This is a genomic window from Stenotrophomonas sp. ESTM1D_MKCIP4_1 (genome assembly GCF_003086895.1).
Lineage (GTDB): Bacteria > Pseudomonadota > Gammaproteobacteria > Xanthomonadales > Xanthomonadaceae > Stenotrophomonas.
In genome coordinates this window covers 2,290,960-2,314,992 of record NZ_CP026004.1, presented here as the reverse complement: position 1 = coordinate 2,314,992, position 24,033 = coordinate 2,290,960, and the positions used below count along the sequence as shown (strand labels likewise).

At 67.4% G+C, this 24,033-nt stretch carries 22 protein-coding genes; 9 read left to right on the top strand and 13 right to left on the bottom strand.

All coding sequences use genetic code 11. The features are described from left to right. Window positions 1–131 precede the first annotated feature (131 nt). A complete protein-coding gene (locus tag C1924_RS10690; protein WP_108765277.1) occupies window positions 132–1,550 on the bottom strand; it encodes an aldehyde dehydrogenase family protein in 1,419 nt (472 codons plus the stop codon). 118 nt (window positions 1,551–1,668) lie between these two features. On the opposite strand from C1924_RS10690, the gene C1924_RS10685 reads away from it, so the two are divergent. Continuing rightward, window positions 1,669–2,583 (top strand): LysR family transcriptional regulator, encoded by a 915-nt coding sequence (locus tag C1924_RS10685; protein ID WP_108765276.1) that lies wholly within the window; start codon window positions 1,669–1,671, stop codon window positions 2,581–2,583. A gap of 80 nt (window positions 2,584–2,663) precedes the next feature. Here the strand turns inward: C1924_RS10685 and C1924_RS10680 are convergent, their stop codons facing one another. Next, window positions 2,664–3,506, bottom strand: a complete 843-nt coding sequence (locus C1924_RS10680) for an AraC family transcriptional regulator (RefSeq protein ID WP_108765275.1) — start codon at window positions 3,504–3,506, stop codon at window positions 2,664–2,666. Between the two features lie 123 nt (window positions 3,507–3,629). On the opposite strand from C1924_RS10680, the gene C1924_RS10675 reads away from it, so the two are divergent. Further along, entirely contained in the window at window positions 3,630–5,822 is a 2,193-nt protein-coding gene (locus C1924_RS10675) for a TonB-dependent receptor (RefSeq protein WP_254051112.1), read from the top strand. A 105-nt stretch (window positions 5,823–5,927) separates the two neighbouring features. Here C1924_RS10675 and C1924_RS10670 read toward each other — a convergent pair whose 3' ends face one another. Beyond that, the gene (locus tag C1924_RS10670) at window positions 5,928–6,404 is read right to left on the bottom strand and encodes a MerC domain-containing protein (RefSeq protein WP_108765274.1); all 477 of its coding nucleotides are present in this window, start codon (window positions 6,402–6,404) and stop codon (window positions 5,928–5,930) included. 33 nt (window positions 6,405–6,437) lie between these two features. On the opposite strand from C1924_RS10670, the gene C1924_RS10665 reads away from it, so the two are divergent. From C1924_RS10665 to C1924_RS10640, 6 genes are read left to right on the top strand one after another with little or no spacing between them, the layout of a single operon-like run. Then, window positions 6,438–6,980, top strand: a complete 543-nt coding sequence (locus C1924_RS10665; protein WP_108765273.1) for a DUF2796 domain-containing protein — start codon at window positions 6,438–6,440, stop codon at window positions 6,978–6,980. Further along, complete coding sequence (locus tag C1924_RS10660) at window positions 6,977–7,672, top strand: ATP-binding cassette domain-containing protein (protein WP_108765272.1); 696 nt, start codon at window positions 6,977–6,979, stop codon at window positions 7,670–7,672. Before C1924_RS10665 ends, C1924_RS10660 begins: the two co-directional genes overlap by 4 nt. Continuing rightward, entirely contained in the window at window positions 7,665–8,918 is a 1,254-nt protein-coding gene (locus C1924_RS10655; protein ID WP_108765271.1) for an ABC transporter permease, read from the top strand. The genes C1924_RS10660 and C1924_RS10655 overlap by 8 nt, the downstream gene beginning before the upstream one ends. 3 nt (window positions 8,919–8,921) lie before the next feature. Further along, window positions 8,922–9,473 carry a DUF3299 domain-containing protein gene (locus C1924_RS10650; RefSeq protein WP_108765270.1) on the top strand — a complete coding sequence of 184 codons (552 nt, stop codon included), beginning with the start codon at window positions 8,922–8,924 and terminating at the stop codon, window positions 9,471–9,473. Further along, window positions 9,463–10,131, top strand: coding sequence for a DUF3299 domain-containing protein (locus C1924_RS10645; protein WP_108765269.1), 669 nt, complete (start codon window positions 9,463–9,465; stop codon window positions 10,129–10,131). Before C1924_RS10650 ends, C1924_RS10645 begins: the two co-directional genes overlap by 11 nt. Next, complete coding sequence (locus C1924_RS10640) at window positions 10,131–10,871, top strand: hypothetical protein (RefSeq protein ID WP_108765268.1); 741 nt, start codon at window positions 10,131–10,133, stop codon at window positions 10,869–10,871. Before C1924_RS10645 ends, C1924_RS10640 begins: the two co-directional genes overlap by 1 nt. A 72-nt stretch (window positions 10,872–10,943) precedes the next feature. Here the strand turns inward: C1924_RS10640 and bla are convergent, their stop codons facing one another. Both bla and pip read right to left on the bottom strand, forming a co-directional pair. Continuing rightward, a complete protein-coding gene (gene bla, locus C1924_RS10635; RefSeq protein ID WP_108765267.1) occupies window positions 10,944–11,795 on the bottom strand; it encodes a subclass B3 metallo-beta-lactamase in 852 nt (283 codons plus the stop codon). Between the two features lie 69 nt (window positions 11,796–11,864). Beyond that, complete coding sequence (gene pip / locus C1924_RS10630) at window positions 11,865–12,830, bottom strand: prolyl aminopeptidase (protein WP_108765266.1); 966 nt, start codon at window positions 12,828–12,830, stop codon at window positions 11,865–11,867. Between the two features lie 91 nt (window positions 12,831–12,921). Between pip and C1924_RS10625 the strand changes: the two genes are divergently transcribed. After that, window positions 12,922–14,031, top strand: coding sequence for a crosslink repair DNA glycosylase YcaQ family protein (locus tag C1924_RS10625; protein ID WP_108765265.1), 1,110 nt, complete (start codon window positions 12,922–12,924; stop codon window positions 14,029–14,031). A 15-nt stretch (window positions 14,032–14,046) separates the two neighbouring features. Here C1924_RS10625 and C1924_RS10620 read toward each other — a convergent pair whose 3' ends face one another. The 8 genes from C1924_RS10620 to C1924_RS10580 form a co-directional block, all read right to left on the bottom strand. Next, on the bottom strand, window positions 14,047–14,340 hold the full coding sequence (locus C1924_RS10620) for a hypothetical protein (protein ID WP_254051110.1): 294 nt from the start codon (window positions 14,338–14,340) through the stop codon (window positions 14,047–14,049). 67 nt (window positions 14,341–14,407) lie between these two features. After that, entirely contained in the window at window positions 14,408–16,153 is a 1,746-nt protein-coding gene (locus C1924_RS10615) for a PAS domain S-box protein (protein WP_108765264.1), read from the bottom strand. A gap of 114 nt (window positions 16,154–16,267) precedes the next feature. Next, window positions 16,268–17,218 carry a cation diffusion facilitator family transporter gene (locus tag C1924_RS10610; RefSeq protein ID WP_108765263.1) on the bottom strand — a complete coding sequence of 317 codons (951 nt, stop codon included), beginning with the start codon at window positions 17,216–17,218 and terminating at the stop codon, window positions 16,268–16,270. Between the two features lie 69 nt (window positions 17,219–17,287). Further along, complete coding sequence (locus C1924_RS10605) at window positions 17,288–17,920, bottom strand: AprI/Inh family metalloprotease inhibitor (protein WP_108765262.1); 633 nt, start codon at window positions 17,918–17,920, stop codon at window positions 17,288–17,290. Window positions 17,921–18,300: 380 nt separating this feature from the next. Then, window positions 18,301–21,096, bottom strand: a complete 2,796-nt coding sequence (locus tag C1924_RS10595; RefSeq protein ID WP_254051109.1) for a PAS domain-containing protein — start codon at window positions 21,094–21,096, stop codon at window positions 18,301–18,303. Between the two features lie 103 nt (window positions 21,097–21,199). Next, window positions 21,200–21,460, bottom strand: coding sequence for a hypothetical protein (locus C1924_RS10590; RefSeq protein WP_108765261.1), 261 nt, complete (start codon window positions 21,458–21,460; stop codon window positions 21,200–21,202). Then, window positions 21,457–22,809 (bottom strand): hypothetical protein, encoded by a 1,353-nt coding sequence (locus C1924_RS10585; RefSeq protein WP_108765260.1) that lies wholly within the window; start codon window positions 22,807–22,809, stop codon window positions 21,457–21,459. Before C1924_RS10585 ends, C1924_RS10590 begins: the two co-directional genes overlap by 4 nt. A 21-nt stretch (window positions 22,810–22,830) precedes the next feature. After that, entirely contained in the window at window positions 22,831–23,970 is a 1,140-nt protein-coding gene (locus tag C1924_RS10580; protein ID WP_108765259.1) for an SPFH domain-containing protein, read from the bottom strand. Between the last annotated feature and the right edge of the window lie 63 nt (window positions 23,971–24,033).

Genomic DNA, 24,033 nt, shown 5'->3' with positions numbered 1-24,033 from the left:
GATGTTCCGGTAGATGCCAACCTTGGTTGGCGCGTTGGGACGTCCACCAAAGTGGACGGCTACAGAAGCCGGTGCTGCGGCATTTTGGGAGCGTCCACCAAGGTGGACGGCTGCCAAGGCGCGCCCGGCGGTTACCCCACCACCATGGTCTGCGGTTCCAGGAAGGCTTCCATGCCCCAGGCGCCGCTTTCACGGCCGATGCCGGATTGCTTCATGCCGCCGAACGGCGCCATCGGTTCGTGCTGCAGGGTGTTCACCAGCACCCGGCCGGACTGGATCTGCCGCGCTACTGCCGTCGCGCGCGCGTCATCGGCGCCGATGACCAGTGCGCTCAACCCGTACGGCGTGTCGTTGGCGATGGCGACGGCCTCCGCATCGTCGCGATAGCCGATCACGCACAGCACCGGCCCGAAGATCTCCTCACGCGCAATGGTCATGTCGTTGCGCACATCGGTGAACAGGGTGGGGCGCACGAACCAGCCTTTCTGCAGTCCATCGGGCCGCCCTTCGCCACCGGCCAGCAGCCGGGCACCTTCATCGGTGCCGGCGCGGATGTAGCCCTGCACGCGCTGCCACTGCCGTTCGCTGACCATCGGGCCGACCGTGGTGTCCGCGTCGCCGGGCTCGCCGCTGCGCACCGCCGCCACCGCTTCAGCAAGCGCCGCCTCGAACACCGCGCGGCGCGACTCCGGCACCAGGATGCGGGTGCCGGCGATGCAGGCCTGGCCACTGTTGATGAAGCCTGCCTGCACGGCCAATGCCGCAGCCGCTTGCGGATCGGCATCGTCCAGGATCAGCGTGGGCGACTTGCCGCCCAGTTCCAGAGTGACCCGCTTGAAAGTTTCAGCGCCTGCGCGCAGGATCGCGCGGCCCGTGGCGGTGGAGCCGGTGAAGGAAATCTTGGCGACGTCCGGCGATGCACTCAGCGCCGCGCCCACGTCCTGGCCCAGCCCATTGACGATGTTGGCCACGCCCGCCGGAAGCTGTGCGGCGTGCAGTGCGTCCATCACCACCTGGGTCTGCAGCGCGGACATTTCGCTGGGCTTGACCACGGCGGTGCAGCCGGCCGCCAGTGCGGTGGCCAGCTTGCCGCAGATGAAGGAGGCATTGCTGTTCCAGGGCGTGACCAGGCCGGCCACGCCGACCGGCAGCAGATGCACCTGGGCCCGGCCGACGCTCCGCTGGAACGGGAATTCGGCCAGTACACGCATGGCATCCTCGATGACCTGCACCGGGTGCTCGACCATCCAGCGTGAGCGGGCCGACGGGGCGCCGTATTCGGCAAGCACGGCCGCATGCAGGGCGTCCTTGCGTTCGGCCATCGCATCACGGAAGCGGGCGAGCATGGCCAGACGTTCGTCTACGCTGCGCGCGGCCTGGGCGGGAAGGGCGGCCTTGGCCGCCGCGATCGCGCGTTCGGCATCCACCGCATCGCCCAGCCGGACCGTGCCGATGACCTGCTCGGTGGCGGGGTTGTGCAGGTCGGCGCTGAGCTGGCCGTGGGACGCCACGAAGGCGCCATTGATGTAGTGCTGTTCGATGTGTTGCATGGCCGGTTCCTTGCGGAGTGGGAGGGTGTGGGCACAGTCTGGCGGGGCTCGACCGTGCAGGGAATCCGGTCTATCGTGGATGGGGCGTCCCTGTTTTCGGGATTATTGGAGGCGTGCCGTGCACCGTTCCGGGTTGGTTGAGCTTGATGCCGTGCTGGCGGTGGCCCGTCGCGGCAGCTTCCGCGCGGCGGCGCGTGAACTGGGCATGTCCACCTCGGCGCTGAGCCATGCGGTGGCCAGCCTGGAGGCACGGTTGCATGCGCGCCTGTTCCATCGCACGACGCGCAGCGTTGCCCTGACCGAGGCGGGGGCGCGATACGTCGCGCGCATCGGCCCGGCCGTGGCGGAAATCCAGGCCGCAGCGGACGACCTGCACGGCGATGCGGCGCACCCCAGTGGCACGCTGCGCATCAGCGTGCCGCCGGAGTGCACGCGCATGCTGGCCGGGCTGGTATCGGCCTTCGTGCAGCGCTTTCCGCAGGTGCGGCTGGAACTGTCTGCCGAGGCTCGGCTGGTGGATATCGTGGCGGAAGGTTTCGATGCCGGGGTGCGCCTGCACGATCAGCTGCCGCAGGACATGGTTGCGTTGCCGCTGTACCGGCAGCAGCGCATGCGGGTGGTCGGTGCACCGGCCTATCTGGCCGAGCACGGCACACCGGCCACGCCCGATGCGCTGGCCGAGCACGGATCGGTGCGCATGCGGCTGTCGCATGGTGGCCTGTACCGGTGGGAGCTGGAGCATCGTGGCCAGGTGCTGCAGGTCGACCCACCTGCGCGGCTGGTGGTGGGCGAACTGCAGGCCGCGCGGGCGGCGGCGTTGGCCGGGGTCGGTCTGGCGTTCCTGTCCGAATGGCATATCCGCGAGGATCTGGACAGCGGCGCGCTGGTGCCGGTACTGGATGCCTGGTGCCCGCCGTTTCCGGGCCTGTACCTGTATTTTCCCGGCCACCGCCATCTGCCGCCACCGCTCAAGGCGCTTACAGACCTGATGCGCGAGCGCGATGCGCAGGGATTGGCGCCGGATCATGTGTAGCGTCGTGTTTGTTCGACGGCGGGTGGTGCATGGCCAGCATCCTGCCGGCCAGCGGCCGGCACTGCCGAGTGCGGGCGTTGCTACCTTCGCGTCCAGGCACGTGGTGCGCATCCCATCATCCGGCGGAATGCGGCGCTGAACTTGCTGGGGTTGGCATAGCCGGCTGCGAGGGCCACTTCGGTTACCGCACGGCCCTGCGCCAATGCGTCTGCGGCCCAGTGCATGCGCCGTCGCGTCAGGAATGCATAGGGTGTCTGGCCGCTGGTTGCGCGCAGGGAACGGCCGAATGCGGAGACCTGCATCCCCACGGACGCAGCAAGCGCTGCGACATCCAGCGGATCTGCCCGATGCGCATCGATGTACTCCTCCAGCAGGCGCAGCCGCCGCGCTGACAAGGGTGCAGACGTGGGCGAGGGCATCGGCGCCTGCCCGGCCAACTGGCCGAGCCGGTGCAGCAGCACGTCGCTGCCATGCTGCAGAAAGCCCGGCAGGCACCCATGGACCTGGGCGCTCGACCACAAGGCGTGCAGGACCGCAGCCACCACCGGATCCTCGTGCAGTCGCGCGGCCAACGGCAGCAGGTGCTTCATCAACCCCAAGTGCTGGGGATGCAGCTGGGTATCGATGGCGATGCCCAGCAGGTCCACGGTGGGGCTGGCGTAGTGACCGGCATCACCGGGCAACACAAGGTTGAACTGGCCCGGCCGCCAGCACGCCTGCAAGCTGCCCAGCGCGGTGCGTTGCAGCAGGGGGCCACCGCCGGCACAGACGAGGCCAAGGCGCAGCTGGTGCGGGTGTCCCATCTCGCCTTCACTCGCTGTGAAGCGATGCCGCAGCAGCACGATGCTGCCATCGTCGCTGCTGCAGGTGCCCATCGTGAGGTGGCCGGTTTCATGCTGCAGGCGGGCGGCGAGGGTGGGCATGGCGGTTCCGGGAATGGAGCAGCAGTGGCAGGAATGGAGTGGTCGACTCGGGCGAGTGTTACATCATAACAAGTCGTGCCAGCCTTTCCGCCAGGCACCTGTCCGTTCCTCGAGAGGTCTCCCTTGAAAGCCCCCGTATCGTCCGCTGCGCTGGTCGCGGCGTCATTGCTTGTTCCCGTCCTGCCCGCCCATGCACAGCAGAAGGATGCCGCCACCACCCTGGACGGAGTGACGGTGACCGGTTCCAAGCGTGATACGCCCTATCTGAAAAGCGATCTGTCGGTCACCGTGCTCGATCGCGAAGCGCTGCAGCAGGCCGGTGTCACCGAGTTCCGTGACCTGGACAAGCTGGCGCCCAACGTCAAGTTCAACGTGATGGGCCAGCTGAGCAACATGTTCATCTCCATCCGCGGCATCGAGTCCAACCCATTCCTGGTCAACCGTGCCTCGGTGTACATCGATGGCATTCCGTTCCGCGAACTCAGCAATGCCGTGCTCAACCAGGTGGAATCGGTGGAAGTGCTGCGTGGGCCGCAGGGCACGTTATACGGCGCCAACAGTGAATCGGGCCTGGTGCTGGTGCGCACACGCGGCCCGTCAGATGCCACGGAAGGCGAGGTGAACCTGCGCCACACCTGGTTTGGTAACGGGGGCGGCACGGCGCTGGATGGCTTCCTGTCCGGACCGTTGACGAAGGAAGGGGCGCTGACCGGGTCGCTGGCCTTCATGGGTTCGCAGGAAGATGCCTACCTGAAGAACCTGACCCCTTCGGGTGCGCGCGGCAGAGTGGACGAAGGCTACCTGCAGGGCAAGCTGCGCTGGCGTCCCAGCGATTACGTGTCGGTGAACGCACTGGCCTACCACCTGCGCACGCGTGCACCGGGCATGTTCGAGTACGAGTACCTGCCGCTGGATACCGGTCTGTACAACCGCACCTATGGCAGCGCCCTCAACGGTGGCCGCGCGGCGGGCGAGTTCACCTACATCAACGATGCGCCCAAGCGCACCGAAAAGGATGAGACGGTGGCGGGCCTGAGCGCGCAGTGGCAGCTGCAGGCCGGTACCCTGGACGTTGCGACGTCCTACCGGGGCGAGGAGGTGATGTCGGCAGGCTACGACTTCGACATGACCGCCAGTTCCGCTTTGGCGGGGCGCATCTATGACAAGAAGAACGACTGGACGGCCGAGGCGCGCTTCAGTTCGCCCAGCGACCAGGCGCTCACGTGGATGGCCGGCGTGGCGACCTACCGCACGGACAAGGATTCCAACCTTGGCACGTTCGTCGGCCCGGCTGTTCGTGGCCTGGACAGTTACAACCTGGCGCCACGGCAGACCTCCAAGGGCGAGGATTACAGCGTGTTCGCCACCGCCAGCTACACCTTCCCGGCGCTGCCGCAGCTGACGGCCAGTGCCGGCCTGCGCCACGAACAGGCGCGCCGATCCACCGAACAGCGGGCCGGCGCGCTGGACCTGGGTGCCGGCGGCCTGGTGATGTATCGCGATGCCGCGCTGGCGCATACCTTCTCGGCCACGCTGCCGCGCGTTTCCCTGCGCTACGACGCCAGCGATGATCTGTCCTTCTATGCCGCCTCGGCCAAGGGCTACATTCCCGGGGGCTTCAACCTGGCGGCCGCGCAGAGCGATGTGGTCAACGACAAAGTGCTGCGCTACGAATCCGAACGCATGTGGAGCCACGAGCTGGGCTTCAAGATGAATCTGGCAGGAGGCCGCGGGCACATCGGGGGGGCGCTGTTCCACATCACCTCGGACAACTGGCAGGAAATCCAGGTGGCCACCGATGCCGATGGCCGCCCGATCTCGTCGGACTATGTGGGTTCGGATGCTTCGATCCGTTCGCGCGGTGCCGAGCTGGAGGGCGTGTTCGAGGTGCTGCCAGGCTTGAGCCTGATGGCCAACGCAGGCTACGTGGATGCGAAGTACACCAAGCTGTGGGTCAGCGCGGATGAGAACCTGGCCGGCAAGCGGGTCAAGCTGACCCCGCACTACACCGGCTATCTGGCGGCGCGTTACCAGTTCGCGTCGGGCCTGTACGCGCGGGTGGAATCGCAGTTCACCGGTTCCAGCGCACTGGATGAGCGCAATCGCGCGTTCCAGCCGGCGGTGGTGGTGCTGGGGCTGCAGGTGGGATACGAAACGGGCCCGTGGAGCACACGGGTGTTCGTGCAGAACCTGACCGACAAGCGACGGATCAATGGCCTGATCTTCGACAATCTGGCGTTCGGTCGTGACGGCAACTACTACGGTCCGGTGGATCATCCGCGCATCGTGGGCGCCGAGGTGGGGTACCGGTTCTGAGCACCTTGCCGGCCAGCGGCCGGCACTACCGGGGGAAACAGGGTAGTGCCGGCCGCTGGCCGGCAGGAACGATCATGGCGGGGTAGAGCCGGCCGCTGGCCGGCATTACCGGGCGCGGTGCAGCGCCCGGCGGTTGAGGAGGTGCGCGCTGGCCAGCAGCACACCGCCGCAGGCCGTTGCCATGCCGTGCCAGACCAGCGATTCCTTCAGTGGCAGGTACAGCGAGGACGCCAACAGTGCGGTGGCGCCACAGGCGGCCAACCAGAAGGGCCAACCGTTGTGGTGCCGGCGCCCGCCGGAGGCCGTGCTGGCCATGGCCACAGTGGAAGCCACCAGGGCGAACACCCATTCCCATCGCGACATGACGAGCAGTGCGGTCATTGCGCCATGGGCCGGGTGCTGGAACGAGCGCAGCGCCATCATCGCCGTTGGCACGAAGGCCAGCAGCAGGGGCAGCGTAATGCAGTGTGCGGCGCAGGCCAGTGACAGCCAGGCGCCGGCCAGGTCGAGACGGGGATGCCAGCGTGCCGAAGCTGGCGGCTGGGACAGGGCTCTTGCGGGGAGCGTGGGGATGTGGTCCATAATGTTACATAGTAACACTGCGAGCCTCCCCCGATGAAGAAATCTGCTCTGTTGTTCCTCATGTTGGCCGCCCCGGCCGTGCACGCGCGTGACGTGCGCCACGTGGGGCCCCATGTACATGGCCAAGCCACCGTCGATGTTGCGCTGGACCAGGGCACGCTTGAACTGGCCCTGCAGGCACCCGGTATCGGTATCCTGGATTTCGAGCGAGCGCCGGCCAATGCCAGCGAGCAAGCCGCGCTGGACGCTGCGCTGGCCAGCCTGAAGCGCGCTGACTGGTTGACCCTGCCCACTGCGGCCCAGTGCGTGCCGCTGGCCCGTGATGCCCGCGCCGACGGTTTTGCCCCGCGCCAGACAACGGCGACGACCGCTTCGCCCGCGCAGCACACACATGCGGGCTTCACCGCGCAGCTGCGCTACCAGTGCGCCAATCCCGCCGCACTGCGCGTGCTGGTGCTGTCGCTGCCGAAGGCGTTCCCGAACCTGCATGAGGTGATCGTCAACACGGCCACGTCCGCCGGGCAGGGCCGCACCGTGCTGAACGCCGACAACCTGCGCGTGGTGCTGGGGCCATGAGCAGCGCTGCGGTGATCGCGTTGGACCAAGTGCGCTTCAGCTATGGCGGGCGCACCGTGCTGGACATTCCGAAGCTGCAGATGGAGGCGGGCAGCAGCGTGCTGCTGCGCGGTGCCAGCGGCTCAGGAAAAAGCACGCTGCTGGGTCTGTTGGCGGGCGTGCTGCGGCCGGAGCGTGGCGAAGTGCGGGTGGCCGGCATGGCGGTGCACGCGCTCAAGGCAGCGGCGCGCGACCGGTTCCGCGCCGACCACCTGGGCGTCATCTTCCAGCAGTTCAACCTGCTGCCGTTCCTCAGCGTGCGCGACAACATCGCACTGGGCCTGCGCTTTTCAACCCGCCGCAGTGAACGTGTGGGGCGCGCGGTGGATGCGGAGATAGCGCGCCTGCTGCAGGCACTGCTGCTGGACCCGGATCTGCTGCCGCGCCGTGCCGGTACGCTCAGCGTGGGCCAGCAGCAGCGCGTGGCCGCCGCGCGCGCGTTGATCGGCCGCCCGGAGGTGCTGCTGGCCGATGAGCCAACCTCGGCGCTCGACCGGGACGCGGCCACCGCCTTCCTGCAGCTGCTGGCCACGCACTGTGCAGCGGCGGGTACCACGACCGTGGTGGTCAGCCATGACGACAGCCTGCAGCCGCTGTTCGACCGCGTCGTGCAGCTGCAGCAGATCAACCACGCCGGGACCGCCCGTGTTTGACCTGGCCTGGGCGAGCCTGCGCAGCCGTGCATTGAGCGTGTCCCTTACTGTTCTGGTCATCACCCTCAGCGTGACCCTGCTGCTGGCCGTGGAGCGGGTGCGCGTGCAGGCCCACGAAGGCTTCGCCAGCACGGTGTCGGGTACCGATCTGATTGTCGGCGCGCGCTCGGGGCCGGTGAACCTGCTGCTGTACGCGGTGTTCCATATCGGTGATCCGACCAACAACGTGTCCTGGCAGTCGTACCAGGAACTGTCTACGCTGCCGCAGGTGAAGTGGACGGTGCCGCTGTCGCTGGGTGATTCGTGGCGCGGCTACCGGGTGATCGGCACCACGGGGGGGTACTTCGAGCATTACCGCTACGGGGCCGGGCACTCGCTGGCGTTTGCAGCGGGTAAGCCCTTCGATGATCTGTACGACGCGGTTGTCGGTGCCGACGTGGCCCGTGCGCAGGGCGTACAGGTGGGCGATGCGATGGTGCTGGCCCATGGCACTGCCGCCGTCACGCTGGCCAAACACGCTGACAAGCCGTTCCGCATCAGCGGCGTGCTGCAGCGTACCGGTACGCCGGTCGATTCTTCGGTGCTGGTGTCCCTGCCGGCGATCGAGGCCATCCACGTGGATTGGCGATCGGGTGTGCAGCTGCGCGGCCAGCACGTCAGTGCCGAGCAGGCGCGGCACCTTGACCTGAAGCCGACCAGCATAACCGCGTTCATGCTGGGCCTGAACTCGCGGATTGCCACGTTCTCGGTGCAGCGCGCCATCAATGACTACCCCGACGAGGCGCTGCTGGCGATCCTGCCCGGAGTGACCCTTCAGCAGCTCTGGCAGTCGCTGGGCACCGCCGAGCGGGCGCTGCAGCTGATCAGTGCGATGGTGGTGCTGCTGGGCCTGGTTTCGCTGGTGGCGCTGCTGGTGTCCACCCTGCAGGAGCGCCGCCGCGAGATGGCGGTACTGCGCGCGACCGGTGCGCGGCCGGGTTACATCGCCAGCCTGCTGGTACTGGAAGCGGTGGCCACCAGTGCCATCGCCTGCGTATTGGCACTGGCCGTGCTGACCGCTGCCAGCATTGCCGGGCGTGGCTGGGCACTGGCGAACTTCGGTCTGTCCATCACCCATGTGTGGCCGGACCTGCGCGAACTGGCCTGGGTGGGTGGCGTGCTGGGATTGAGTGCGCTGGCGGGGCTGGTGCCGGCGCTGCTGGCGTACCGGCGCACGCTGGCCGACGGCCTCTCGGCGGGGGCCTGAACCATGCGCTCTTTGTTTGTGCTGGCGATTGTGGTGGTGCTGGTCGGTTGCGAACGGCCGGTGGATACCGGGGTGCAGGCGTTGCCGCCGTTGCCTGTGCAGGACGGAATGGCGCCGGGTGCCGCCGCCGAGCAGGAGCTGGACTGGCTGCAGATGATGCCGGCCGATGAGCTGGCGGCGCTGGAGCGTGGCGATGGGCCGGAAGTGAAGCACAACGGCAACCGGCGCATGGCGCAGTTCGGGACGTTCCGTACGGTCGACAGCGTGCTGGGTCGCGCCGTGCGCCTGCCCGGCTATGTAGTGCCGTTGACCAATGCCGCCGACGGGCGTCTGTCCGAATTCCTGTTCGTGCCGTACTACGGCGCTTGCATCCACGTGCCGCCGCCGCCACCGAACCAGATCGTGCATGTGCGGCTGTCGCGGCCGATCGGCATGCCGGACATGTATTCGCCGTTCTTCCTGGCCGGTACCCTGCGCGCCGAACGCGTGGATGATGAACTGGCCGGTTCGGCTTACACGATGAACGACGCTGCGTTGAGGCCCTATGAACCGTAACGTCTGTGCGTTGCTGCTGCTGATGCTGGCGGCCTGCAGCCGACCGGGGGGCGATGTTGCCGGATCGGTGTCGGCACCCGCGTCGCCCGCTGCACAGGGCGGCGTGACGCCGCAGGCTGCAGCTGAAACGCCCGATGCCACCGCCCCCGGTGCCATCACAGCCTGGAATGCGTTGATGCCCGAGGACGACGCTTTCCTGCGCCCGCCCCCGCAGATCGGCATGGCCAGGGGCGGTGGCATGGGCGCGATGGCCGGTGTCGGCGGGTTGATGGATGACAGTGGCTCCGGCACGCCGCCCGGCGCGGCCATCGACCATTCCAGCCCCGACCGCGCGCCGCAGTTTGGTTCGGCGGCGGTGGTGGATGCGGTGGAGGGTCGTGAGGTCGATCTGGATGGCTACGTGGTGCCGTTGGGCATGAATGACGCCGGGGCGGTGAACGAGCTCTTGTTCGTGCCGTTCTACGGTGCGTGCATCCACGTGCCGCCGCCGCCACCGAACCAGATCATCCATGTCAGCCTGGCCGCGCCCATCGCCCTGGGCAACCTGTGGGATGCTTACCGGCTGTCGGGCCGACTGAGAATCAAGCGCTTCGATGCTGACATTGCCAGTGCGTCCTATGACGTGGATGCGGCCACCCTGACCGCGATCGGCAGCTGATGCGCCGGCTCGCCTGGATGCTTGTCGGCGCGGCGCTGCTGGGCGGTGTGGGTGTGATGCTGTGGCCGTGGCGGACGCGGGAAAGCCGCGCTCCCTTCGCGACGCTGCCTGCGCCGCCGCCCGGGCAGGCGGAAATCGAACGCCACCTGCGCGAGGACCGCGCGTTCCGTGACGACGTGGTGTTCCTGCTGGCAGCCACGGTACGTGATCGCTGCGTGCCAGCGGAGGCGGGTGTGCTGGCGCGCATGGCCAACCGTGCAGGGTTGCCGGTGCTGGCTGCGATCAGTGCGGTGACGGCGCGGGACCAGGGGCTGGACCGGCCGATCTACCAGTACATCCAGCGCCGTGCCGATGCCTCGGCCTGCGGTGCGCTGCTGCAGCTGCCGGGGGCTGAGGCGCCGATCCTGCTGGATGTGGAACAGTATGCGCGGAGCTTTCCCGACAGCTACTTCGATCCCATGCGCAGCAGCGTGCCGCGTGATTCTGGCGGCCGCAGTCTGGTTGAGCGTGCGGACAATGCCTGCAACAGCGTGGCCTACGCGGTGCTGCCGCTGGGGCCGGTGGATTGGCGTTGCAGCGCGCTGCGGGCGAATGCGCGCGCGCACGTACGCGGGATCTGCGAAGGCGAGTTGCAGCGGCAGCACGGTAGCCTGCACGGCGAACTGGACGCGGCCGTAGGGCAGGGCATGCAGCGCGCCGTGGTGGCGGCAGTGGCGGCGTTACCGGAAGCGTGCCGCTAGGGTCGAGCGAGGTCGACGTTGCGAATGGCACCCGACTTTGTAGAGTCGAGCAAGCTCGACTCTACGGTGGGGTCAGCGGCCCAGTTTCTGGTCGAGGGTGCGTTCGGCGGTGTCTGCGTACGCGGCACAGGTGATTGCCTTGGCCGAGGCCCGGCTGCCCGCTGCGTAGTCCCAGCCGCTGGCGGCGGGGTGAGGTGTCAGCAGCAGGTCGCAGGGCAGGGCGCGCACGGTGGCGAAGCTGCGGCGGAAATCCTCGATCAGGTGGGGATAGCGCGGGTTGTCCTTCAACGTGTAGCCCGGCGCGCTGAGGCTGTCGGCGTAGGCGATCCGCACCGGCTTGCCATTGCGGGTGTCGGTCCAGGTCCAGGCGGTACTGCCAGGAGTGTGGCCCGGTACGAAGTGGGCGGTGAAGCGCATGCCGCCGACGTCGATGGTCTCGCCATCCATGATGATGCGATCGACCTGGGCGGGTGGGAAGGTGATGTCGTCGCCGAAATGCAGATCGTCGCTGCCGCCGCGGGCCAGCAGCACCGCCGTTTCGGCGTTGGCCAGCACGCGGGCGCCGGTGCGGCGCTTGAGCTCGGCCACGGGACCGGCATGGTCGGCATGCGCGTGGCTGAGCAGGATCACCCGCAGGTCAGCCGGGGCGACGCCGCGCTGCTGGAGATTGTGCAGCAGGTGCCCGGCCATCTGCGGCATGCCGCCATCCAGCAGCACCGCACCCTGCGGGGTCTGCACCAGCAACGCGGTCAGCTGGGCGGTGCCGATCTGCCAGGTATGGTCGGCAATCTGCAGGGGGGCGACGGGCTGCAGCCACGCGTCATCGACGGTGTAGGCCTTCAGTTGCGGCAGTACCGGTTCGGCGGCCGTGGCCGCCAGCGGCAGGGCGGCGGTGAGGGCAAGGAGAAGCGGCGGGAAGCGCATGCGGAATGTCTCCGTAGATGGATTCGGAGACGCTATCACGGCGCGTTTTTCACGCGTATCGCGTATTCCTCATGGCTCCGATAAGCGCAGATGACGGTCTGCAAACGCATCGGTCGCGCGTACCAGCGCATCGGTAGTGGCGGGTTCGGTGGCGCTGTGCCCGGACAGCACCATCTGCAGCTGCGCTTCCGGCCAGGCGCAGGACAGGTCCCACGCGCTGCGCGCCGGGCAGATGATGTCGTAGCGGCCCTGCACGATCACGCCGGGCAGATGACGGATGCGGTCCACGTCGCGCAGCAGCTGGCCATGTTCGAGGAAGGCGTTGTGGCGGAAGTAGTGCGCCTCGATACGCGCCTTGGCCAGCGTCTCCTGCGGATCATCATCGGAGACGGCATCGACGTCATGGGCGAGCGTGGCGGCGTTGTCCTCCCAGCCCAGCCAGGCCATGGCGGCAGCAACGCGTTCGTCGGGATCTTCGCTGTCCAGGCGCTTCCAGTAGGCGGCGATCAGATCGCCCCGTTCGTCCTCGGGAATATGGGCTTCGTAGCGCGCCCAGCGCTCGGGGAAGATCCAGCGGGCGCCCCCATCGGCCTGATTGAACCAGGCGTTTTCTTCGGCGCGGCCCAGGTACACGCCACGCACGATCACACCGGTTGCGTGTTCAGGATGGGCCTGCGCGTAGGCCAGTGCCAGGGTCGAACCCCAGGAACCACCAAACACCAGCCAACGTTCGATGCCCAGATGCACGCGCACGCGTTCGATGTCAGCCACCAGGTGCGCGGTCGTGTTGTCACGCAGTTCGCCAAACGGCGTGGAGCGACCGCATCCACGCTGGTCGATCAGCACGATGCGGTAGCGCGCGGGGTCGAAGAACCGTCGATGCGTGGGCGAGACGCCGGCACCCGGGCCACCATGCAGGAACACGGCGGGGATGCCGTCGGGGTTGCCGCACTCCTCGATATGCAGCGTATGCAGCGCATCCACGGCCAGGGTGTGCTCACGGAAGGGCGCGATGGGTGGATAGAGCGTGCGCATGGGCGTGTGACCGTGTCAGAAACGACAAGCATAGCGCTGCCGCGTCGGCGCTGTTGACGGGCGTCACGCCTGCCTGAGCCTACAATGGGGCATGCCCGCCACGCCCCGCCTTGACGACCTGCGCCGCTACGCGGTGGCGCGCACGCTGTTCACCCCGACCACCCTGCTGGCGGCGATTCGTCGGCTAGGGTTCGTGCAGGCCGACCCTATCCGGGCGCCGGCCCGTGCGCAGGACCTGATCCTGCGGCACCGGGTGAAGGGCTACCAGGCCGGTGATCTGGAACGGCGCTATGCGCGGCTGCCGGTGGAAGAGGACTGCCTGGTGAACTACGGCTTCCTGCCGCGCGAGCATCTGGCACTGATGCATCCGCGGGTGTCATCCCGGGTGTGGGATACCACCACCGTGCGCAAGGCCAGCGAGGTACTGCAATTCGTGCAGGCGCGCGGCAGCGTGCATCCGCGCGAGGTGGACCAGGCCTTCGCTCATGGCCGGGTGACCAACTACTGGGGCGGCACCAGCAATGCCAGCACACACCTGCTCGACGGCATGCATTACCGCGGCATGCTGCGCGTGCAGCGGCGCGACAGCGGTACCCGCATCTACAGTGTGGCGGCCCATGCCGAAGCCGAAACGGGCACGGCGGCGCAGGCACAACGCGCCTCGGCCCTGATTGATCTGGTGGTGGGTACCTACGCGCCACTGCCCGCTGCCAGCCTGACCTACCTGGTGCGCCTGCTGGGCTATGGCGCCCCGCATCTGGCCGTGCCGCTGCAGCAGGCGCTGCGTGATGCACGGAACACGCTGGCCAGCGCCACGGTGGATGGCATGACCTGGTACTGGCCGGTAGAAGAGAACCCGCGTTCGCGGCGCTTCCTGTCGCAGGAACGCGTGCGGTTGCTGGCCCCGTTTGATCCGGTGGTCTGGGACCGCCGACGCTTTGAGCGGCTGTGGGGCTGGGTGTACAAGTTCGAGGCTTATACCCCTGCGGCGAAGCGCCAGTTCGGCTACTACGCGCTGCCCTTGCTGTGGCGCGACCAGGTGATCGGCTGGGCCAACATCAGTGCGCGCAATGGCAGCCTGCAGACGGACGTTGGCTATGCCAAAGGCAAACCACCGCGCGAGGTCGCCTTCCGCACTGCGCTGGAGGATGAGCTGCAGCGTATGAGCGCGTTCCTGTTCGGGCCCAGCGACGCGCCCTGAACGACGCGGCGACGGTCAGCTGCGCCTGCGTCCGGGCAATGGCATGCGACCCGCGCTGACCGGTGCGGCAGTGGCCATTACGTGATCGCACTCCTGCAGCCGCGCATTGGCCACCGCCTGGGTGGCGCCGCACTGGGCGCAGGACAGGATGGTGCCGCCATTCAAGCGGGCGATCTGAGCACCCTCGGAACGGGTGACCTCGCCACAGGCCTCGCAGCGCAGGGCCATTGAACGGACATCGACAATGGCGCCTGCCGGATCCCTGTCGGCGTCGAGGGCCAGTACGAAGAATCGACCGGTATTGGGCATGGGGGTATCTCCGTGAAGCCTGGTGACAGAGTGCCCGCAGCGCGGGATGCGTGGCGTGATGGACGGCTCAATCCGGTGTGGACGCGGTCGTATCAGGCGCCCCCGCGCCGGCATCGCGGTTGCCCCGGCGGACCCGCTCGCGGGTGCTGTAGAGGCCATTGTCGGCCCGGTGGATGGTGTCGGCCACGGCCTCGCCGCGTGCGTGCGTGGCTGCCCCCATGGAAAACGCGATGGGGGCCAGCCCGGCGTTGGATCCGTACCAGTCCAGCAGCGCCTGCAGGCGCTCCGGTGCGGGCTGCACCAGCACGACCATGAACTCGTCCCCGCCCAACCTGATTTCGTTCTCGCCCGCGCCCAGGGGGGAACGTAAGAATGAGGCAAACTCGACCAGGATGGCGTCGCCGCGGCGATGGCCCTGGGTGTCATTGACCTGTTTGAAGTGGTCCAGATCGAACACCACGCAGGCCCAGGATTCGGTTTCCAGCTGTTCCAGCCGATGCAGGAAGCGGCGGTTGTGGCACAGCGTCAGCGGGTCGCGCAGGGACAGTTCACGCAGGCGCTCTTCCTGCTGGCGCAGCGCGGTGACGTCCTGCGCGTGGCCCAGCACGAACGGCGGGTGGGCTTCGCTGTCCAGCACGTTGTTGTACGCCCAGTAGCGCCGGCTGCCGTCGGCCGCCATCAGTTCAATGACGCCGGCATCGGTGTGGTTGGTCGCGATGCGTGCCAGATAGGCCTTGAAGGCATCGCGCTTCTCCGGCGGCATCAGGTCGCACAGGCTGCGGCCCACCATCTGGCTTTCAGGAAAGCCCAGCGACTGCACCGCCGCCGGGTTCACCGAGGTGAGGGTGCCATCAAGGGTATGCGTGCAGATCAGGCCCAGGCTGTAGTGGAACAGGCGCCGGTAGCGCACTTCGCTGGCTTCCAGCGCGTCCAGTACGGCGCGTTCTTCGGTGATGTCCTGGATGGCCCCGACCAGGCGTGGCCGCCCCTCGATCTGCTGCCGGCTGCCGACCACGCGGGTCCAGATCGCGCGTCCGTCGGCGGTGGTCATCGGCAGCTGCACCTCCCACGGTGTGCCCATCTCGATGCAGCGCTGCACCGAGGCCTGGATGATGGCGCGGCTGTCCTGGCGGTAGAAAGACAGGGCACTGTCCAGTGTCGGCTGGTAGCTGGAACGGACGCCGTGGATCTGCTTGGTTTCGCGGGTCCAGCGCACCTCGTTGCTGGTCAGGTCCAGTTCCCAGCCGCCCACCCTGGCAGCGGTATTGGTGCGTTCGAGAAAATCCTCGCTACGCTTGAGATCATCGTGCAGATGCTGCGCCTGCTCGACTTTCTGCAGCAGCGCGGCGCGCTGTTCCAGTACCTGCGTGGTGACCCGGCCAAGATGCACCATCAGCTCGCGCTGTGAGGGCGAGAGCACGCCAGGCAGCGTATCGAGCAGGCAAAGCGTGCCGATGCGGGCGCCGTGCGCCGTGCCCAAGGGGATGCCGGCGTAGTGGCGGATGCGGGGGCCACCGGTGACCAGCGGGTTGGTGGCGAACAGCGGGTCCTGGTGCGCATCGGGGATTTCCATCAGCGCATCGCGTTGGATGGCGTGGGTGCAGAAGGAAATGTCGCGGGGGGTTTCCGTGGTGCCGGGCAGGCCGATGTTGGACTTGAACCACTGCCGATGCTGGTCAACGATGGAGATCAGCCCCATCGGCATGCCTGTGGCAGCTTGGGCGGCGGCGACGATGGCATCGAAGACCGGTTCGGAAGGCGTGTCGAGCACGCCCAGTCGGTTGATTTCGCAGAGTCGGAAAGCTTCATCCATGGCTGGCGCGCGGGCTTCAGTCGGGAAGAGCGGGGCAGGCCCCACGCTAAAGAGGGGGGTGTTAGCATTCCGCGTTTTCGGGTGACGCCCGCGTGAGTCTGGTCGGCGCGGGTGTCAGGTGGTTCTTCTCAGCGCTGCCAGCCGAGCGGCGAACACTTCCGGAGTCTGCGGTTTGACGAACAGTGCCACCAGTTCGGGAAATTCGTCCTTGACCGCCGTCTCGATACGGGTGATGCAGGCTTCGATCTGTGGTGTGCGCCGATCATCCTCGAATTCGGCGCTGAGCATGGCCACGACCTGTTCCGGCCCCATCTGCATGGTGGTCACGCCATTGGCACGCAGCAGGTCGGGATCGGTTTCCGCCACCGCCATGATCCGCTGGGCCACCGCAGGATGTGCCGGCTCTCCCACCAGCAGCCCCTTGGTTTCGCGTGCCAGCAGGAACGCGGTGACGGCGAGGACGGCGGCGATGCACAGCGATGCGACGCCGTCGAGCATCGGCATGTCCAGCAACTGCGCCGCCAGCAGGCCGGCGAGGGCAAACCCCAGGCCCAGCAGCCCGGCGCTGTCTTCCAGCAGGACGGTGAAGGTGGAGGGATCCTTGCTGCGCCTGAACGCCTCGAAATAGCCCATGCGCCCCTTGCTGCGGCGGAACTCGCGCAGCGCGATGTACCACGAGGTGCCCTCGAACAGCAGCGAGACCCCCAGCACCGTGTAGCTCAGCACGTGGTGCGTGGCCGGCTCCGGGTGGCGGATATGCTGGATGCCTTCGTAGGCCGATACGCCCGCACCCGCGGCAAACACCAGCAGGGCGACGATGAAGCTCCAGAAGTACAGCTCGCGCCCATAGCCGAAGGGGTGCAGCGTGTCGGGCGATTTCTCCGCGCGGTGCAGACCGTACAGCAGGAGGATCTCGTTGAGCGTGTCGACCAGCGAATGCACGCCTTCGCTGAGCATGGCCGAACTGCCGGAAATACCGGCGGCAATGAACTTGGCGATGGCAATGGCGAGATTGCCGAGCAGTGCGGCGTAGACGACCAGGCGCGAGCCTGTGGGAGCGGCCATGTCAGGTTGCGAAGGGAACGGACGGCCCATGGTGCGGTGCGCGGCGTCCGTGCCGCGTGTACAGCAGGGTCAGCGCCGCGCGGGGTTAAGGTAGAGGCGGGCGCCGTCCGATTCGCGGTGGCCGGACCAGCGTCCGCCACCGCTGGAACGGAAGCGCCCGATGACCTGGTTGTTGGTATCGGTCAGCAGCAGCTGGTTGCCTGACAGCAGCCAGCGGTTGACCGCGAAGAAGCCGTCGGGACAGCCGGCCGGCACCCACGCGCCGTAGCCGCCGAACCACGGGCTGTCCTTCAGGGTGATGGTGCAGCTGCTGCCGTTTTCCTGGCCCAGCGTCCAGTCACCAAACAGATAGTCTTCGCGCGACGGCATGCGGCCGTGGCGGCGATCACCGTCCAGGTCATCGTCATCCTCCCTGTGGTAGCCGATATCCAGTTCGACGCTGCTGTTGTCGCTGCGCGAGCTCGAACGCGAGTTGCCTGTGGTTGTGGTTTCGGTCGTGATCGCGTTGCCGCTGCCGACAGCGGATTGCGGTGGGTCGCTGGCCGTGGTCGAGCGAACGGTTTCGCTGGTGCTGGACGTGCTGGACGAGTGCGTGGTGCTGGCCTGGACAACGCCGGAAGCAGCATCCTGCGCCCCGGCAATGACAGGCATGGCAAGGCCGCACAGTGCCAGCAGCCTTGGATACGGAAAGCGCGTGGCCATCGTTGAATCCTCGTTGGGGCAGCATTGCAGCCGCCTTGGCGCATGCAGGGAGGCAAGGCCCTGCAGGGCAGAGGATAGTGCCGGGCAGGCCGGGTCGATGTGAGGATGGACGACGGCGGGTCGCCCCAACCACCGCACATGGCCCGGCGCTGCGCTAAAGGTCAGCTGCGCGGGCGCAGGTGCAGGGCCATGGCCACCACCAGCACCCCGGCGGCCACGCTGGTGTGGCCGGAAAACTGCGCCAGGCCCAGGCCAGGACCCTGCCTGGCGATACACACGGCCAGTATGACGCAGCGGCAGCGACGGCTGAATTCGAGCTGGGCATGCTGGCGCTGATCCGGGGCGCGGTGGCCATGCTGCCCGAGCTGCCGCGCTGAGACTCAGTGCTCCGCCGACAGCACCGCGCGCACGCGTGTAGCCAGTTCACCGATGGTGAAGGGCTTGCCGATCAACTGTACGTGCGCATCCAGCACCCCGTCGTCCACCAGCGCATTGCGGCTGTTGCCGGTGGCGAACAGCACCTTCAGGTGCGGGTGCCGTGCCAGCGCCTGGTCCGCCAGCTGCCGGCCGTTGACTCCCGGCATCACTACGTCGGTGAACAGCAGGGCGATGCCGGGATGGGCCTGCAGCAGGAGCAGGGCGCTGGCAGCGCCGTCGGCCGACAGTACCTGGTAGCCCAGTTCGGACAGGGCGTCCACCGAAAAGGCACGCACCGCCGCATCATCATCAACCACCAGGATCTGTTCGGCGCCACCACCCGACAGCGGCGCCGCGTCGGTGGCGGGCATGGGCAGCGCATCCACCTCGGCCAACAGCCTCGGCAGGTAGACCAGCACCGTGGTGCCGGCGCCGGGGGTGGACAGCAGGCGGACGTGGCCATTGGACTGCTGCACGAAGCCATAGACCTGCGACAGGCCCAGGCCGGTGCCCTGGCCGACCGGCTTGGTGGTGAAGAACGGATCGAACGCGCGTGCCACCACCTCGGCCGGCATGCCGCTGCCGGTGTCGGTGACCGCGATGCGTACGTAGTCGCCGGCCGGAATGCCGCCGTGCTCGGCCACATCGGCCAGGTCGATCTTGCGGTTGCTGGTCTGCAGGGTCAGGCGGCCGCCGCCGGGCATCGCATCACGCGCGTTCACGGCCAGGTTGAGGATGACGTTCTCCAGCTGGTTGGCATCGGCGTGGGTCCACCACTTGCCACCGCCAAGCACGGTTTCCAGGATGACGCTGCTGCCGAGTGAGTGCACCAGCAGGTCGGTCATGCCGGCCACCAGGTGGTTCACATCCAGCGCAACCGGCTGCAGCGGTTGCTGGCGCGAGAAGGCCAGCAGCCGCTGGGTCAGCTGGGCGGCACGCTGGGCGCCGTCCAGGGCCATTTCGATGTAGCGCACCGCGCGTGCATCGCTGTCGCCGATGCGCAGGGCCAGCAGGTCCAGCGGGCCGATCACCGTGGCCAGCATGTTGTTGAAATCGTGAGCAATGCCACCGCTGAGCTGGCCGACCGCTTCCATCTTGCGGCTCTGCCGCAGCACGTCCTCAACGCGCATGCGCTCGGCCACTTCGGCGCGTACCCGCGCCTCCAGCTGTTCGTTCAGCTCGTGCAGGCGCGCATCGGCGGCCTTGCGCGCGGTGATGTCGATGGCCACGCCCAGCATGCGTACGCAGCGGCCCGCCTCGAAAATGCCGCGACCCTTGGCCGCCACCCAGCGCACGATGCCGTCTTCCTTGCCGACGGTGCGGTATTCCACATCGTAGTTGGCGCGCCGCTGCGGATCGGCCGATGCGTCGAGCGCGGCAAGGGTCGCCGCGCGGTCATCCGGGTGCAGGCCCGCGCGGAAATCCTCGATCGTCACGTCCGCATCGGATGAGATGCCGAACATCGCCTTGGTGCGCGGTGGCCAGAGCAGGATGTTCTGCACCAGATCCAGATCCCAGAGCCCGAGTTCGCCGGCCTCGGTGGCCAGGCGCAGGCGCTCCTCGCCCTCGGCCAACGCGGCTTCGGCCGCCTTGCGCCCGGACAGGTCGAGCATGGCGCCGATCATGCGCAACGGGCGCCCGTCGGCATCACGCAGCACTGCGCCACGGTCGAGCACGGCGGCATAACTGCCATCGGCGCGGCGGAAGCGGTACTCGCCAGTCCACGTGGTGCCATCACTTTCGATGACGCCGTGGATGTTGTGGTCGATGCGGTCACGGTCCTCGGGATGGATATGGTCCAGCCACCACTGCGCGCTGGTTTCCATCAGGTTGTGGTCGAACAGGCTGGACAGCGCCTCGTTCCAGACCACGTGGCCGTCGGCCATGCGCCAGTCCCACACGGCATCATTGGTGGCCTGCGCGGCCAGCCGGTAGCGCTCCTCGATATCGAGGCGCTCGGCCTCGGCGGACTTGCGGTCGGTGATGTCCAGCGAGGTGCCGACCAGGCCGATCACTTCGCCCTCACCGTTGCGCAGCGGCGCCTTGGTCGACAGCCACCAGGCGCGGCGTCCATCGGCGAAATTGATTTCCTCTTCGAGCTGTTCGCTGCGGCCGCTGGCCATGATGCGCTCATCGGTGGCCATGACCGCCGCGGCCTGCGCCGCATCGCCCAGCAGCTCGGCATCGGTGCGCCCGACGTACTCGGAGGGCGGCCGGCCGATCAGTTCGGTGGCGCCGTTGTTGCCGATCAGCAGGCGGCCCTGGCGGTCCTTGGCGTACATGACGCCCGGCGCGGCTTCCACGAACGACCGCAGCAGGGCCTGGGCTTCGTCGCGCTCGGCCTGCACCCGCAGTCGTTCGCTGATGTCGATCAGGACCCCGGGAAAGCCGGTGGCCCGGCCGTGCTCATCCAGATCGACGCGGCCGATGCTTTCCAGCCAGTGATAGCCGCCCTCGGCATCCTGTGTGCGGTACTGGTGCGCGAAGCGACCGCCGTGCTGCACCGCGTGCTCGATGGCGGCCACAAGGCCGGGCAGATCGTCCGGATGCACCGCGCCCAGCACGTCGTGCAGCTGCAGCCGGCGATGCGCCAGGGCAGGGTCGAGGCCGAACGCGCGGGCCAGCGCTTCGTCAACGGTCAGGTGGTCGTTGGGAACATCCCAGAACCAGGTGCCGACGATGGCGCCGGCCGCCAGCGCCATGTTCACGCTGTCGGTGGCATGGGTTTCGTGCGGCGGGGAAGCAGGAGGCTGGTTCACGGACGATCTCGAACGGCGGGCCACTGCCTGCCCCGGTCAGGGGCAGGCAGATTCAGGGCCGCCAGTCTAGATCACGACCGCGTCACGGCCGCGTGGTGCCGCTTCAGTTGTCGTCGGGCTTCACCCGTGCCACGCGCCGTCGATAGTCGTAGACATTGTCACCGTCGATCCGCGTGGCTTCGGTGCCACGCACCTGGCCCACCTTCTTGTTGGAGCCGGTGACCGGTTTCGCCTTGACCTCGGTCTCGTGCTCGAAGGAATGCGATTTGTCGGTGTTGCGGTAATAGCGGTACAACGCCCAGTACAGCGCCGTAGCGCCGGCCGGGCCGGCCGCCAACAACCAGAGACCACTGTCGTCACTCATGTTGTCGCCACCAGGAAGGCAATTGCGAGGGCTTCGATGACGGTGCCGGTGGCCAGCGCCGCCAGCAGCATCTTCCATTGCTGCACGGGCACGCTGCCCATGGTTTCGCCGGTACGGCCGTTCACCGCGATGTAGTGCAGCATGCCGCCGTTGGCGCCGGGCTGGTGGTAGGAATACAGCCATACCGGCAGGTACATCGACACCCAGCGGGTGCCATGCACCTCCAGCTGTTCCTGTTCCCAGCGCACGCCGCGGTTGTAGCCACGTACCGAAGCCTCCACCTGTGAACGCGCGATGGACAGCAACTGGTCCTCCAGCCGTGGGCGCAGCTTTTCCACATCCAGGTTGCGCTTCTCGGAGGTGAAGCCGGCCAGGTACGATGCGTTCCACTTCACTGCGTTCTTGGTGTCGAACGGCTGGATGGTGTTGATGATGTTGTTGGTGTTGGCGCGGACGTCGAGGTTGCCGCGTTCGGCCGAGGATTCCAGCGGCAGGTCGTCAACGGTGAAGTCGACCTGGCGGTCGATCGCGTAGATGTCAGCGTCATACACGGTGCGCTTGTTCTTTTCGCTGCCTACCGTGTATTGGCGGGTCTGGATCTCGCCCTTGCCGGCCACGGCCGCGCTGACATTGCTGTCCACGATCATGTACGGCAGATACACACCCACCACATTTTCCGGGGTGAACTGGTCCTTGAACGCCTTCAGCGCGAACATCCGCCGCTTGTCCACGAACTGGCGGATGCGTGCCACCGCATCGTCCTTGCGGATATGGAAGGGCAGCACCGCATCGGGCACCGCGCCATTGCTGATCTGCTCGTTCACGCCAAACACATGCCGGCACCAGTGGCAGCGTGCGGTCATCGTGCTTTCGGTGTTCACGGTGACTTCGGCGCCACACCCGGTGCACTTGAAGGTCATCAGTGCCGAGGTGTCGGCATCGATGTCGCGCGCGCCGGAAGCGATGATCGTGCCATGCAGCTGGTCCAGCGCATCGCCCAGCCCGAATTCCTCTTCCACCCGCGCGCCATGCCATTCGTGACGGCAGTACAGGCAGACCAGGATGTCGGTGCCGAGCTTGGGCCGGATGTCGGTGGCGCCGCACTTCGGGCAGCGGTTCAGGCCGTCCTTGAGTTCCGTGGCCGAAGTGTCGATGGCCAACGGGTCGGGCGCTTCCACTTCATCGCGGATGGCCTGCGGCAGCGTGCTGGTATCCAGCGGGAAGCTGCCGGGCAGGGGCGGGACATCCTGCGGCGAGCCCGGGCCGTCCAGCTTCGCCGCCGGCACGGGCGGGGGCGAAGCGGGCGTCGGCTGGGGCAGCGGCGGAGGGCCGTTTCTGGGGTCTGACATGGTGTCTGCGCGTCCTGCGTCTTACAGCCCCAGCGCCTTGGCCTTCAATGCGTCGTAATCGCTCTGGGTAATCAGGCCCAGATCCAGCATTTCCTTGGCCTTCTTCAGCTTGGCCACCGGATCATCGGCGGCCGGCGCAGTCGGCTGCTGCAGGTTGCCCGTGCCGAACATGCCCGAGGCCATGCCCACGCCGACCAGGCCCGCCGCGCCTCCGTTCTCGCCGGCCGACTGGATGCCCTGGGCCACGCTGGCCTGCAGGTTGGAATTGCCACGCGAACCGGACAGCGCATCGGCGCGCTGCACGGTCTTAAGCAGCTCGCGGGTGTTGGCGTCATATTCAATGGAAACGATGGCGGTCTTGACGATGGCCAAGCCACGGTCGGACTGCCACTGGTAGGCCTGCTCGACCGCCGCCGACAGGCTCTGCGCGAAGCCGATCGAATCCTGCTGCAGCTTGGTGATGCGGTTGCCCTTGGCCGGGTCGTTGGTATACAGGCTGAAGGCCGGTGCCAGCGAACCCACCACTTCGTTGAACAGCTGCGTGGCAGCGGCATTGTCGAGGTCGGTGAAGTCGAACACCTGGCCCGGCTGCAGGTAGCTGGCCGGCACGAAGTTCTTCACGAACAGGATCGGGTCGACGATCTTCAAGGTGTACGAGCCACGCGTCACCGCGCCGACTTGGGTATTGAGGAAGCCGTCGTCCCAGTAGATTTCCGACTGGGTACCGAAGCGGTTGTCCGGCAGTTCCTTCAGCGAGACGAAGAACGCGGCCTGCTGCGCGCCCGGCTGGCCGCCGAACTTGAAGCGTTCCCAGCTCTGCTTGATGAAGGTGCTGACCAGGCCGTCGCCGGCAAAGATCGACTGCGAGTTCAGATCGTCCGAACGCCACTCGTAGCCACCCGGTTCGGCCACGAAGGCGGTGATCGCGCCGTCCTGGAACAGCAGCAGGCCGTAGCCTTCGGGCACCACGATCTTCGAGCCGTTGGTGATGATGTTGGACGAGCCGTGGGTGTTGGAACCCCGGCCGGCATTGGTGCCCTGCGGGACGGCGGCAAACAGCGCCGCCGTCGACGGCAGGCCCGTCGGCACAGTGTAGAAGTCCTTCCACTGGTCGGCCAGAACACCGCCCACTGCACCCTTCACCGCCTGTACCAGACCCATGACCTGCTCCCTGTAATCAACCGGACAGGCACCATGCCTGTCGTGCTCGGCTGACTATAGAGG